Origin of the sequence: Stenotrophomonas sp. TWI700 (genome assembly GCF_039673645.1) — a bacterium.
In the GTDB taxonomy this organism is placed as follows: domain Bacteria; phylum Pseudomonadota; class Gammaproteobacteria; order Xanthomonadales; family Xanthomonadaceae; genus Stenotrophomonas; species Stenotrophomonas maltophilia_AA.
Genome location: NZ_JBDJMB010000011.1, coordinates 21,174 through 34,201, shown reverse-complemented (window position 1 = coordinate 34,201; position 13,028 = coordinate 21,174). Strand labels below are relative to the sequence as shown.

The following is a 13,028-nucleotide window of genomic DNA, read 5'->3' as shown; positions in this document are numbered from 1 at the left end:
GACTTCATCGAATGTTCGGTAGCGTCTCATCAAGGGCTCCGTGGGGCATGCGCCGATGCTGGCAGCGGCTGCATGAACCGGCTGTCGAAGGGTTGACACCCGGGTTGATTACGGGCGTAATCGAGTTGTCGATTACGGATGTAAATGATGAGCCAGATCAGTGAGGCCGAAGCCGTGGTGATGGAGGTGCTGTGGCGCAACCATCCGCTGGGCGCTGACGAGGTGGTGACCGCGCTGGCCAGCCGCGACTGGGCCGAGCCCACCATCAAGACCCTGCTCAACCGGCTGCTGACCAAGGGCGCGATCAGCGCCAGCCGCGACGGGCGTCGCTATCTGTACTCGCCGGTGCTGCAGCGCCAGGCCTGGGTGGCCGAGCAGAGCGAGGGCTTCCTGGACCGGGTCTTCGCCGGCCGCGTCGCGCCGCTGGTGGCGCATTTCAGCCAGCGCGGGGAGCTCAGCGCGCAGGACATCGCCGAGCTGAAGCAGCTGATCCGGGAGCTGGACCATGACTGACCTGCTTGATGGACTGCTGCAGGCCAGCGTGTGGCTGTCGGTGGCGACGCTGGTGCTGGCCGCGGCCAGGCCGCTGCTGCTGCGCCTGGGGGGCGCAGCGCTGGCGTACCGCAGCTGGTGGTTGCTGCCGTTGATGCTGGTCGCGCCGTACCTGCCACTGCCGCGGCTGCCGATGACTGAAACGGACCCGGTCATGGTCATGGTCTCGGCCCTGCGCGCGCCGGCCGTGCCCACCGACGCCTCGCAGTGGCCGCTGCTGCTGTTGACGGTGTGGTTGCTGGGTGCGGTAGCGGTGGCCTGCTTCAGCTGGCGCGCGCAGCGCCGCTTCGAGCATGCACTGGGCGAGCTCCAGCCGCGCATGGATGGCAGTTGGCAGGCCAGTGGCGACCCGGGCCTGCCGGCGCTGGTCGGCCTGTGGCGCCCGCGGATCGTGGTCGGCCCCGACTTCGAGCAGCATTTCAGCCCGGCCGAGCAGGACCTGATCCTGCGTCATGAACACAGCCATCGCCGTCATGGCGATCCCTGGGCAAACGCCGCGCTGGCCCTGCTGCGCTGCGTGTTCTGGTTCCACCCGTTGCTGCCGTGGGCCGCGCGCCGGTTCCTGCGTGACCAGGAATTGGCCTGCGATGCCCGCACGGTCGACCCGCATCCGGCCCTGCGCCGGCTCTATGCCAACGCGCTGCTCAAGGCGCAGTTGGTCCACCCGGTTGCACCGATGGCCTGCCACTGGCGCAGCCAACCGATGTTGAAGGAGCGTATTGCGATGTTGAAGGAACACAAGCGCAGGACGGTGCCGTGGTTGACGGGGCAGATGATGGTGATCGGGCTGTGCGTTGGGATGGGGACCGTGGCCTGGGCTGGCCAGGGCAGTGCGGTCGCGGCCGCGAGCGGGATCGGTGGGGGCGCCGTGGTGGCCGATCGCACGGCCATTGCCCACAGAATGCCGCCACCGTCCTACCCGAAGATCGCCGTCGAGCAGCGTATCGTCGGCAAGGTCGTCGTCCGGGTGGACGTCGATGCGGACGGCAAGGCGACCGACGTCCGCGTCCTCGACGCAACTCCGGCGGGCGTGTTCGATGACGCGACGGTCGCTGCCGCGAAGCAGTGGACCTTCGAACCGGCGATCAGAAACGGCAAGGCGGTGGCCTCGGCGCTGAAGATTCCGGTCACCTTCGCGATGGATGACGAGGAGTCCGCGCCGTGATGCGCGTGACGCGCGCGGCAGCGACCGTGCTGTCGGTGGCCCTCCTGGCAGGCTGTGCCGGCCACGACCAGATCACCACGGTTGACACCCGCGCCGAGAACGTGGGCCACCAGCGTCTGGATCCGGACGTCGGCGCTCAGGGGAGCGGGAAGGTGGAGACATATCAGCTGGGGCCGACCGAGGGCTACCGGATGCCGCAACTCAATGCAGGACCTGATCCGGTTGTCGGTGATCGCGATCCGCGCCGCGCGCTGGCACCGACGACGGTGTGCCTGCAGCTGGTGATCGATGCGGAAGGCAAGGTCGAACGCAGTCTGCCAGTGAGCGATCGCAGCGACTGTGCCGCCGGCAATGCGCCTGAGAACGCGCCCCTCATGCAGGCTGCCCAGGAGGCGGTGGCGATGTGGCGCTTTGTTCCTGCGGCCGTCTGTCATTTCCCTCCGCAGCGCGTGCCGACGGATCGGGGTAACTGCGAGGGCGCCGAGCGCATTGAACCGGTGCCGGTGAGTCTGCTGTATGGCTTCACGTTCGAGATCGTGAAAGGGCAGCACGTGGTGCGCCGGCAGGGGCGCTGAGGAAAACGACGGACGGGTCGCACGTTGCAGGGGAGCCCGCCAGCGGCCGGCACTACCTCGGCGGGCCGCCCTGTATGTTCGCCTTCACCGAGGGCTCCATCAGTTTCGGCTCGGGCAGGGTGGCATCACGCGCCTGGCGGGTGGCAACGAACTCGGCCTCGCTGATGCCGCCATGCAGGTGGATGTTGTGCGTGCGCTGCGCGCCGATGGTGGTCTGGTTGGCGACTTCGCGGCCGCCCGGGCCGTAGTCGTGGCAGATGAACACCCGCGTCGCGTCCGGCAATGCCAGTAATCGCTGGATCGAGCGGTACAGCTGCGCCGCGTCACCGCCCGGGAAGTCGCAGCGGGCGGTGCCGCCGTCCGGCATGAACAACGAGTCGCCGGTGAACAGCGCGTCGCCGATCCGATACGCGACGCTGTCACTCGTGTGTCCCGGCACCGCGATCACCTCGGCCTCGATTCCTCCGAGCGTGAAGCGCTCGCCATCGGCGAACAGATGATCGAACTGCGAGCCGTCGGTCGGAACATCGAGCGCGTAACGCGGTGCGAAGGTGCGCTGGACCTGCACGATGCCCTGGCCCATCGCCAGCGTCGCGTCCGGCCACTGGGATTTCAGCCAGCGCCCGGCACTGACATGGTCGGCGTGGGCATGGGTGTCCAGCAGCCAGTGCACCTGCAGGCCGTGCCCGCGTACATGCGCAAGCAACGGCTGCAGCGGCCCAGCGCCAAGTGCATCGGTGTCCGGGTCGTAGTCCAGCACGGGGTCGATCACCGCCGCCTGCAACGTCGCCGGGTCATGCACCACGTAGCTGAAGGTGTGGCTGTCCGGGTGGAAGAAACTGGCGACGTGCAATGACATGGTACTGACCTCAGCGCTTGCCCAGGGTGTCGTTGAGCAGCACCGCCAGGCGTTCACCGGCCAGGCGCAGCTCGCGCTCGGCGACCGGGCGATAGGTCGCCGCATAGCTCGGAGCCAGCGTACGCTTGTCCGGGTAAACGCCAGGTGCAATGGCGATCCGGCAGCTGGCTTCGGCCCACTGCACGGCATCGACATCGATGTTCGAACGCTTGCCGAGCGTGGGCTTGGGCAGGGCGAGCAGGCGCTTGAGGTACTGGTCGTCATCCAGCTGCTGCTCGTTCAGCATGCCGCTGTCCCACAGCGAGTGCAGGTTGGTACCGCGGTTGTTGAACTGCACCTGGAAATCGTTGCCGCCCTTGTCGTGGCCGTAGCCGGCATGCATCGGCTGGTGGATGTCGCCGGCGAAATGCACCACGAACTTCAGCGCCTGCGCGCGCTCGGCGTCGGACCTGCCGCGGTCGCCGAGGATCGCGGTCTGCGCCTTCAGCGCCTCGACCACGCAGTTGCCGTTCCTGCAGTGCTTCTGCACCTCATAGTGGCAATCGTCTTCGCCGATGTTGACGTAGTGCCAGCCGGCCGAGCGCTTGCCCAGCCCCGGGTCCTTGGCCCGCAGCTGATCGGCCCACGGGGCGATGGCGTGCAGGGTCGGGTCCGGTTCGGCGGCGAGCAGGCGGTCGATCTCGGCCTGGGCCTGCGGGGTCAGCCGGGTTTCGGCGATCCGCGCCACCAGCCGGTGGCCTTGCGCGCCCCAGGCCAGGGCATCGGTGGAGACAAGGGTGAGGGCCAGCGCGAGGGCGGTGGCCGGAAGCAGGGAAGGCATTTTCATCCGCGGCATTCTAGCGGGCCGGCCGCCGTGCCGGCTTGCCAGGATCTGGCCGGCTGCAGCGCCGGTCAGCTTGGGCTAGGCTCGTCGGGTGCCTGGCATCGGGCGGACACCGGAGGTACCCATGGCCCACATCGTTGGCCTGATCGGCGGCATGAGCTGGGAAAGCTCGGCCCACTATTACCGGCTGATCAACGAGCAGGTGCGCGACACGCTGGGCGGCCTGCATTCGGGCCGGATCCTGTTGTGGTCGTTCGATTTCGCCGAGATCGAGGCACTGCAGCGTGCCGGCGACTGGGACACCGCCACGCAGCGCATGATCGATGCCGCCCAGCGCCTGCAGGGCGCGGGTGCGACGGCCATCGTGATCTGCACCAACACGATGCATCGCATGGCCGACGCGGTGCAGGCGGCGATCGCGATTCCCCTGCTGCACATCGCCGACCCGACCGCCGAGGCGATCAAGTCCGCCGGGCTGCAGCGGATCGGCTTGCTGGGCACCGCGTTCACCATGGAGCACGATTTCTACAAGGGGCGGCTCACCCAGGCGCATGGCCTGGAGGTGCTGGTTCCCGAGGCCGATGATCGCGCGGCGGTGCACCGGATCATCTATGACGAGCTGGTGCAGGGGCAGGTGCTGCCGGCGTCGCGCGAGGCGTTCCGCGCGGTGATGCAGCGGCTGGTGGAGCGTGGCGCGCAGGGCATCATCCTGGGCTGCACGGAGATCATGCTGCTGGTCGGCGCGCAGGATGCGACGGTGCCGGTGTTCGATACGACGACGCTGCATGCGCGGTCCGCAGCACGGCACCTGTTGGCCGAATGAGCCAAAAAAACCCCCGGCCGAAGCCGGGGAAACTGTCTTGCTGCGAGGGTGTTGCCTTGTTGGGTTCTGATCCGCCGATCAGAACTTGAACACGTACGACACGCCGTAGGCGAGCGGGTCGATGTTGACGGTGCCGATCTTTTCGCCGTCGAGCTTGACCTTGCTGTCGATGTCCATCCAGCGCACGTCCACGCGCAACGAGCCCTTGTCGTTGATCGCGAAGTCCACGCCGGCATGGGCGGCCAGGCCCCAGGAGTCTTCCATCTTCAGCGTGCTGCCGGCCAGCGCGCCGCCGGTCTTCTCGCTGAAGAAGGTGGTGTAGTTGATGCCGGCGCCCAGGAACGGGGACACCTTGCCCTTGCTGTTGAAGTGGTACTGCAGCGACACCACCGGCGGCAGGTGCTTGGTGCTGCCCACGTTGCCGAGGCCGGCGATGTTGATGTCGTGCTTGAACGGCAACGCGGCCAGGAGCTCGATGCCCAGGTTGTCGGCGATGAAGTACTCACCGGTGATGGTCGGCTTGATGTCGTTGTCGACGTCGACCTTCAGCGTGCCGCCGGCCAGCGAGCCGTTGTTGGACTTCGGGGCGACCTGGTGCACGCCGGCACCGATCGTCCAGTCGCCCTTGGACTGGGCCATGGCGGGGGCGGCGGCCAGCGCCAGGGCGGCGGCCAGGCTGGAGAGCAGGAGGGGGGAGGTCTTGCGCATGAGACGGTCTCGTGGCGGGTTGGAATGGCGCCAGTTTTCCCGCCCGCGCCGCAGTGCGCCTTGATCCGGATCAATCCGGGTATTTACCGTTGTAACCGGTTCCCATTCGTCTTCCCCGGGCCGGGCCGGTTCCGGCCCTGCTAGAATGAACACCCCTTTCCATCGGCGCCGCACCGTCGCGGCTGCAGGAGCTTGTGAACATGGCAATCAAGGTTGGCATCAACGGTTTCGGTCGCATCGGGCGCAACGTGCTGCGTTCGGCCGTGCTGAACTTCGGCAATGACATCGAAATCGTCGCCATCAACGATCTGCTGGAGCCGGACTACCTGGCGTACATGCTGAAGTACGACTCCGTGCATGGCCGCTTCAAGGCCGACGTGGAAGTCTCCGGCAACGACCTGCTGGTCAACGGCAAGAAGATCCGCCTGACCCAGGAACGCGATCCGGCCAACCTGAAGTGGGACGAAGTCGGCGTGGACGTCGTCATCGAATCCACCGGCCTGTTCCTGACCAAGGAAACCGCGCAGAAGCACATCGACGCGGGCGCCAAGAAGGTGATCCTGTCGGCGCCGTCGAAGGACGACACCCCGATGTTCGTGTTCGGCGTGAACGACAAGACCTACGCCGGCCAGGCGATCGTCTCGAACGCCTCGTGCACCACCAACTGCCTGGCCCCGCTGGCCAAGGTCATCAACGACAAGTGGGGCATCAAGCGAGGCCTGATGACCACCGTGCACGCGGCGACCGCGACCCAGAAGACCGTCGATGGCCCGTCCAACAAGGACTGGCGCGGTGGCCGTGGCATCCTGGAAAACATCATTCCGTCCTCGACCGGTGCGGCCAAGGCCGTCGGCGTGGTGATCCCGGAATTGAACAAGAAGCTGACCGGCATGAGCTTCCGCGTGCCGACCTCGGACGTGTCGGTGGTCGATCTGACCGTCGAGCTGGAGAAGGAAGCCACCTACGCCGAGATCTGCGCTGAAGTGAAGGCACAGAGCGAAGGCGCGCTGAAGGGCATCCTGGGCTACACCGAAGACAAGGTCGTGGCGACCGACTTCCGTGGCGAAACCCACACCTCGGTATTCGACGCCGACGCCGGCATCGCGTTGGACAGCACCTTCGTCAAGCTGGTGTCCTGGTACGACAACGAATGGGGCTACTCCAACAAGTGCCTGGAAATGGTCAAGGTCGTCGCGGCGTAAGCCAGCGCTGCCCCTGCGTCATTCCACAGACCCCGGCCCCGTGCCGGGGTCTGTCGTTTCAGGCGGACCATTCACGCCCGTGATCCCGCGCGTACCGCCGATCCATTAGCATGGCCCGCGTGCCGCCGGCACTGCGCCTGCCCGGTGCAGCCGTGGCAACCCTCTTGAGGATGGCCTGGAATGGAAGCTCTGATTGTCCTGCTGGTGCTGGTACTGCTGGCGATCCCGCTGCTGCTGATCGTGGCCCTGGTGATGATCGCGGGCCTGCGCCGCCGTGTGGCCGCGCTGGAACACCGCGCGGCCGGGTCTGCCTGGGACGCCGCGCAGGCGCCAGCCGAACCCGAACGGCCGCTGCGCTGGACGGATATCGAATCCGTCGACACCGTGGCCGCGCCGCTGGACGTCGCCATGCAGCCCGGGATCGAAACGCCCGTCGAGACCGCGGATACCGCGGCGGCACCCGCAGCGGCGGCCGCCATGCCGCCACCGCTGCCGTCCTCGGCGTCGATGCCACCCAGGCCCGCACCGCCGGTGCTGCCGGTTGAACCGCAGGGCCCAGGCATCGGCGAACGCATCGTCGGCACCATCAAGCAGTGGTTCACCGAGGGCAACGTGCCGGTCAAGATCGGCATGCTGGTATTGCTGGCCGGTGTGGCCGCGCTGCTCAAGTACGCCAGCGACCAGGGCTGGTTGAACGCCCCGATCGAGCTGCGCCTGGCCGCCATCGCGGTGGCGGCGCTGGCCGGGCTGGTGTTCGGCTGGGTGCAGCGCGATACCCGGCGCCTGTTCGCGCTGGCGCTGCAGGGCGGGGCGATCGGCGTCCTGCTGCTGACCATCTTCGCCGCGTTCAAGCGCTACGACCTAATTCCCGCCGTGCCGGCTTTCGCGCTCAGCGTGCTGCTGATTGCCGGCATGGGCGTGCTGGCGGTGGTGCAGAACTCGCGCACGCTGGCCGTGCTCGGCATCCTGGCCGGCTTCATGGCGCCGATCTGGCTGTCCACCGGCAGCGGCAACCATGTCGCGCTGTTCTCGTATTACGCCGTGCTCAATGCGGCGATCCTGGCGATTGCCTGGTGGCGTCCGTGGCGCGCGCTGAACCTGCTCGGTTTCGCCTTCACCTTCGGCATCGGCACCGCCTGGGGCGTGCTCCAGTACAGCGCGGACAAGTTCGCCAGCACTGAGCCGTTCCTGCTGCTGTTCTTCGCCTTCTACCTGCTGATTCCGATCCTTTATGCGCGTCGGCAGAGCGCGGAGAAGCGCGACCTGATCGATGGCAGCCTGGTGTTCGGCACGCCGCTGATCGCGTTCTCGCTGCAGGCTGGCCTGCTGCATGACGACCGCCTGCTGCTGGCGTTGTGCTCGCTGGCACTGGCTGCGTTGTATGCGGGTCTGGCGTGGGTGCTGATCAAGCGCGAGCGCTATGCTGCGCTGGGCCAGTCGCATGCGGTACTCGCGGTGGGCTTCGCCACGTTGGCGGTACCGCTGGCGCTGTCCGCACGCGCCACCGCCAGCGTGTTCGCGCTGGAAGGGGCGGCGCTGGCCTGGCTGGGCCTGCGCCAGCAGCGCTGGCTGCCGCAGATCGCCGGTGCGCTGCTGACCCTGGGCGCCGCGTTCGGCTTCGTGGTCGGCGCGGATTACTGGCATCTCGATGCCACGGCGATCGCCAACCCCACCTTCATGAGCGGCCTGCTGCTGGCGTTGGCCGGCTTCGCCGCGGCCTTCAGCTATCGCCGTGCGCAGCAGGATGCGCCGGCCATCGTCTACTACCTCTGGGGCCTGCTGTGGTGGCTGGGCAGCGTCAGCCACGAGATCCTGCGCTTCGTCACCCACCGCAACGAACCCGATGCGCTGCTGATCGCCGGAGCGGTGACCGGTTGGCTGGCCGCCGAGATGCATCGCCGCTGGCCGGCGCGCGCGCTGGTGCTGACCACGCTGGCGATGGTGCTGGCCGCGTTCCCGTTGGCGCTGTGGCAGGCCGATGTGCACGATCAACCGTTCGCCGGCTATGGCGCACTGGCCTGGGCGGTGTTCGCGCTGCTGGGTGTGCGCAGCCTGTGGTGCCTGCGTGCGGGTGATGACCGCACGTCGCTGGCGGCGCAGTTCCTGTGGTGGCTGCTGTGGCCGTCCGTGGTGTCGCTGGCCTGCCTGTGGCTGGCCGACCGCTTCGCGCTGGCACAGGGCTGGGGCCCGGCGTTGATGCTGCTGCCGTGGCTGCTGGTTACTGCAGTGGCGCTGCTGCGCTGGCCGTGGCTGACGGTGCCGCTGGGCGAACGCTTCGATCGCATGCGCGGCGCGTTGCAATGCACGCTGTTCGCCGTGCTCGGCGTGAGCTGGGCGGGCCTGCTGCTGGTGCCGGCCGGCGCTGCGCCGCTGCCGTGGTTGCCGCTGCTCAACCCGGTGGAACTGGTGCAGCTGGCAGTGCTGGTGCTCGCCGCGCGCTGGCTGTGGTCCGGGCAGGCGCCGGAGGGCCTGCGTGCGATCCGTATCCCGGTGCTGGCGATTGCCGGTTTCGTCGCGCTGACCAGCATCACCCTGCATGCCGTGCATCACTGGGGCGGGGTGCCGTGGAACGAGCGCCTGTGGTCCTCGACCCTCGCCCAGACCAGCCTGACCGTGGTGTGGAGCGTGCTCGGCGTGATCAGCTGGGTGTGGGGCTCGCGCCGCGGGCAACGCGTCCTGTGGCTCGTGGGTGCGGTGCTGATGGGCGTGGTGCTGGCCAAGCTGGTACTGATCGATCGCCAGCATCTGGGCAACCTGCTCGGGATTTCTTCTTTCATCGCCTACGGCCTGCTGTGCACGGTCGTGGGCTACCTGGCACCGGCGCCGCCGCGCGCGCCGGACCCCGCCGTGGAGCCGCAGTCTTGAAGACCTTTCGCCCGCTGATCCTCCTTGCCGCGCTGGCGCTTCCGGCGCTGGCCCAGGCCCAGGCCCAGGGCGCCGATGGCCGCCAAGCCTATCGCCAGCAATGGCCGCTGCAGCTCGCGCAGCCGCAGGCGGGTGCGTACCGGTTGACCCTCGACGAGGGCGTGTACCGCACCGCGGTGTCGCCACGTCTGGCCGATGTGCAGGTGTTCAACGCGCAGGGCCAGGCACTGCCGTCGGCGTTGTTGGCCGCCGACCAGCCGTTGGCGCAGGCACCGCAGTGGCAGACGCTGTCCTGGTTCCCGCTGCCGCCGATGGCCGGCACCTCTGGCGACGACCTGCAGCTGCTCACCGAGCGCAATACCGACGGCAGCGTGCGCCGGGTCGAGGCGCGGCTGGGGCGGGGCGGGGCGGCCGGACAACCCGCAGGCTGGCTGATCGACGCCAGCGCGCTGGAGACCGGCGTGCAGGCGCTGCGCCTCGACTGGCAGACGCAGGCGCCCCTGCAGGCGCGCGTGCGCGTGGAGATGAGCAACGACCTGCGCGACTGGTTGCGCATTGCCGATGACGTGCCACTGGTCGACCTGCAGCACGAAGGCCGCCGCCTGCAGCAGCGCCGCATCGAGATCGCGCGCCAGGCCCGGTATTTCCGCATCCTGCCGATCGGTGCCGATGCCTTGCCGGCGCTGTCCACGGTGCAGGCCGAGCTGGCGCCGACCGCGCAGGCGATCGCCTGGCGCTGGCAGTCGCTGACCGGCACCGCCGGCAAGCCCGGCGAGTTCGAGTATCAGCTTGATGGGCGCTTCCCGATCGCGCAGGCCGATATCGCGACGGCCGACAACAGCGTGGTGCAGTGGACGCTGCTGAGCCGCGACGATGCCGACCAGCCGTGGCAGGTGCGGGCCGGCCCGTGGGTGGCCTATCAGCTGCAGGACGCCGCCGACCGCCGCCAATCGCAGACCCAGCCGCTGGCGCGCAGCACGCGCGACCGCTACTGGAAGCTGGTGGCCGGCCAGCCGCAGTCGATGCCGGCCCCGACGCTGAAGCTCGGTTACCAGCCCGAAGCGCTGGTGTTCCTCAGCCAGGGCGAGCCGCCCTACACGGTAGCCGCCGGCAGCGTACGCGCGGAGCGCCAGGATGCCCCGGTTGCCACGGTGATCGCGCAGCTGCGCGAACAGCACGGCGCGCAGTGGCAGCCCGCGCAGGCGAGCATGCAGGGCGAACCGCAGGTACTCGCTGGCGATGCCGCGGTAGCGCCGCAGCGCGACTGGAAACAATGGCTGCTGTGGGCGCTGCTGGTGATCGGCGTGCTGATCGTCGGCGGCTTCGCAGTCAGCCTGCTGCGCCAACCAAATAGGGACGGAGGTAGTTAAGCGCGCTTAACTACCTCCGTCCCCGTTAAGAAGCGCGACGACCAACGGTCGCCGCCTACCTCCGTTCCTGTCATGAATTTGCGATGCACCGCGCCAGCCGGGACAATGACGGTCTGCGCCGTGCGGCGCCCTTCCTTCTTCAGAGCCAAAGAGTTGCTTATGTCCATCGTTCGCATGACCGACCTCGATCTCTCCGGCAAGCGCGTGCTGATCCGCCAGGATCTGAACGTGCCGATCGACAACGGCCAGATCACCTCCGAGCAGCGCATCACCGCGTCGCTGCCGACGCTGAAGCTGGCGCTGGAGAAGGGCGCCGCCGTGATGGTGACCTCGCATCTCGGGCGTCCGAAGGAAGGCGTGTGGAGCGAGGCGGAATCGCTGGCGCCGGTGGCGCTGCGTCTGTCGCAGCTGCTGGGTGTCGAGGTGCCGCTGGTGCGCGATTGGGTCGACGGCGTGGACGTCGCGCCGGGTTCGATCGTGCTGCTGGAAAACTGCCGCATGAATGTCGGCGAAGGCAAGGACGATGAAGCGCTGGCGAAGAAGTACGCCGCGCTCTGCGATGTGTTCGTGATGGATGCCTTCGGCACCGCGCACCGTGCACAGGCCTCCACCCACGGCGTGATCCGCTTCGCCCCGGTGGCTGCCGGTGGCCCGCTGCTGATGGCCGAGCTGGACGCGCTGGCCAAGGCGCTGCTCGCCCCCGCCCAGCCGCTGCTGGCGATCGTGGCCGGCAGCAAGGTCAGCACCAAGCTCGAACTGCTCTCCAGCCTGGTCGGCAAGGTCGACCAGCTGATCGTCGGCGGTGGCATCGCCAACACCTTCATCGCGGCCGCCGGTTACTCGGTCGGCAAGTCGCTGTACGAGCCGGACCTGCTGGACACCGCGAAGAAGATCGTCGCCGATGCCAAGGCACGCGGCGCCGACATCCCGCTGCCGACCGACGTGGTCGTGGCCAAGCAGTTCCTGCCGGACGCCGAAGCCACGGTGAAGGCCGTCGCCGACGTGGCCGAGGATGACCTGATCCTGGACATCGGCCCGGACACCGCGCAGCACTACGCCGGCCTGATCGCCAAGGCCGGCACCATGGTCTGGAACGGCCCGGTCGGCGTGTTCGAATTCGAGGCCTTCAGCCATGGCACCGAAGCCCTGGCCCGTGCCATCGCCGCCTCGCCGGCGTTCTCGATCGCCGGCGGCGGCGATACCCTGGCCGCGGTCGACAAGTACGACATCGCGGGCGAGGTGAGCTACATCTCCACCGGTGGCGGCGCATTCCTGGAGTTCCTGGAAGGCAAGACCCTGCCGGCCGTCGCCGCGCTGGAGGCCCGCGGCGCGTGAGCCGCGATGTCCTGTTCTTCGATCTTGACGGCACGCTGATCGATTCGGCCGTCGGGATCACCCAGTGCGTGGCGCATGCGCTCACGCAGATGGGCCAGCCGGTCCCGCCGCAGGCCGAACTGCGGCGCTGGATCGGCCCGTCGCTGCGCACCAGCTTCGCGCCGTTGTTCAACGATCCGGCCCAGGTCGAGCAGGCGGTGACGTATTACCGCGAGCGCTTCGACGTGGTCGGCTGGCGCGAGCATGAGGTCTACCCGCGGATCGGCCAGGTCGTGCAGGCCTTCAAGGATCGCGGCCATCGGCTGGCGATCGTCACCGCCAAGAACGAGCCGCACGCGCGACGCATCGTCGAGCACCTGCCGTTCGGCGACTGCTTCGAGGACGTGATCGGGGCCACCCCGGATGGCAGCCGCAGCGAGAAGCCGCAGCTGGTCGCCGAGGCGCTGCACCGGCTGTCGTTGACCCCGGGGCAGTGCTGGATGATCGGCGACCGGCGCATGGATATCGAAGGCGCCCGTCATCACGGGCTGCGCAATATCGGCGTGTTGTGGGGCTTCGGCGGTGCCGAAGAGCTCACGGCGGCCGGGGCCGCGCCCCACCCGCCGGCCCCCGCCGCCCAACGCACGCAGCTAGCTTGAGGGCCGCGGGGGGGCGCGGGACCCCCCCCCCGCGCGGCCCCGGCACGACCTGCTCCCGCTGAGCGATTGCGGGCCGCGGCGGCGATCCGTACGCCGCCGCATGTCCCGCGCAA

The 13,028-nt window shown here is 68.5% G+C and carries 12 protein-coding genes; 9 read left to right on the top strand and 3 right to left on the bottom strand.

Features of this window, described 5'->3' with window-relative positions:
* Positions 1–147: 147 nt before the first annotated feature.
* The 3 genes from ABE473_RS10235 to ABE473_RS10225 are packed head-to-tail and all read left to right on the top strand — an operon-like array spanning position 148 to position 2,292.
* Entirely contained in the window at positions 148–513 is a 366-nt protein-coding gene (locus ABE473_RS10235) for a BlaI/MecI/CopY family transcriptional regulator (RefSeq protein ID WP_346489392.1), read from the top strand.
* On the top strand, positions 506–1,717 hold the full coding sequence (locus tag ABE473_RS10230; RefSeq protein ID WP_346489391.1) for a TonB family protein: 1,212 nt from the start codon (positions 506–508) through the stop codon (positions 1,715–1,717). The genes ABE473_RS10235 and ABE473_RS10230 overlap by 8 nt, the downstream gene beginning before the upstream one ends.
* A complete protein-coding gene (locus ABE473_RS10225) occupies positions 1,717–2,292 on the top strand; it encodes a hypothetical protein (protein WP_176988349.1) in 576 nt (191 codons plus the stop codon). Before ABE473_RS10230 ends, ABE473_RS10225 begins: the two co-directional genes overlap by 1 nt.
* A 52-nt stretch (positions 2,293–2,344) precedes the next feature.
* On the opposite strand, the gene ABE473_RS10220 is transcribed toward ABE473_RS10225, so the two are convergent.
* Both ABE473_RS10220 and ABE473_RS10215 read right to left on the bottom strand, forming a co-directional pair.
* Positions 2,345–3,151, bottom strand: a complete 807-nt coding sequence (locus ABE473_RS10220; protein WP_346489390.1) for an MBL fold metallo-hydrolase — start codon at positions 3,149–3,151, stop codon at positions 2,345–2,347.
* 10 nt (positions 3,152–3,161) lie between these two features.
* Positions 3,162–3,977, bottom strand: a complete 816-nt coding sequence (locus ABE473_RS10215; RefSeq protein ID WP_346489389.1) for a S1/P1 nuclease — start codon at positions 3,975–3,977, stop codon at positions 3,162–3,164.
* Between the two features lie 121 nt (positions 3,978–4,098).
* Here ABE473_RS10215 and ABE473_RS10210 point away from each other — a divergent pair, with 121 nt between their 5' ends.
* Positions 4,099–4,797 (top strand): aspartate/glutamate racemase family protein, encoded by a 699-nt coding sequence (locus ABE473_RS10210; RefSeq protein ID WP_346489388.1) that lies wholly within the window; start codon positions 4,099–4,101, stop codon positions 4,795–4,797.
* 78 nt (positions 4,798–4,875) lie between these two features.
* Here ABE473_RS10210 and ABE473_RS10205 read toward each other — a convergent pair whose 3' ends face one another.
* On the bottom strand, positions 4,876–5,505 hold the full coding sequence (locus tag ABE473_RS10205) for an OmpW family outer membrane protein (RefSeq protein ID WP_346489387.1): 630 nt from the start codon (positions 5,503–5,505) through the stop codon (positions 4,876–4,878).
* A 200-nt stretch (positions 5,506–5,705) separates the two neighbouring features.
* Between ABE473_RS10205 and gap the strand changes: the two genes are divergently transcribed.
* From gap to ABE473_RS10180, 5 genes are all read left to right on the top strand, one after another.
* Entirely contained in the window at positions 5,706–6,707 is a 1,002-nt protein-coding gene (gap, locus tag ABE473_RS10200; RefSeq protein ID WP_121039371.1) for a type I glyceraldehyde-3-phosphate dehydrogenase, read from the top strand.
* A 180-nt stretch (positions 6,708–6,887) separates the two neighbouring features.
* Entirely contained in the window at positions 6,888–9,572 is a 2,685-nt protein-coding gene (locus ABE473_RS10195; protein WP_346489386.1) for a DUF2339 domain-containing protein, read from the top strand.
* Positions 9,569–10,942 (top strand): DUF3999 domain-containing protein, encoded by a 1,374-nt coding sequence (locus ABE473_RS10190; protein ID WP_346489385.1) that lies wholly within the window; start codon positions 9,569–9,571, stop codon positions 10,940–10,942. The genes ABE473_RS10195 and ABE473_RS10190 overlap by 4 nt, the downstream gene beginning before the upstream one ends.
* A 159-nt stretch (positions 10,943–11,101) precedes the next feature.
* Positions 11,102–12,277 (top strand): phosphoglycerate kinase, encoded by a 1,176-nt coding sequence (locus tag ABE473_RS10185; RefSeq protein ID WP_346489384.1) that lies wholly within the window; start codon positions 11,102–11,104, stop codon positions 12,275–12,277.
* Entirely contained in the window at positions 12,274–12,915 is a 642-nt protein-coding gene (locus ABE473_RS10180; protein WP_346489383.1) for an HAD hydrolase-like protein, read from the top strand. The genes ABE473_RS10185 and ABE473_RS10180 overlap by 4 nt, the downstream gene beginning before the upstream one ends.
* Positions 12,916–13,028 lie beyond the last annotated feature (113 nt).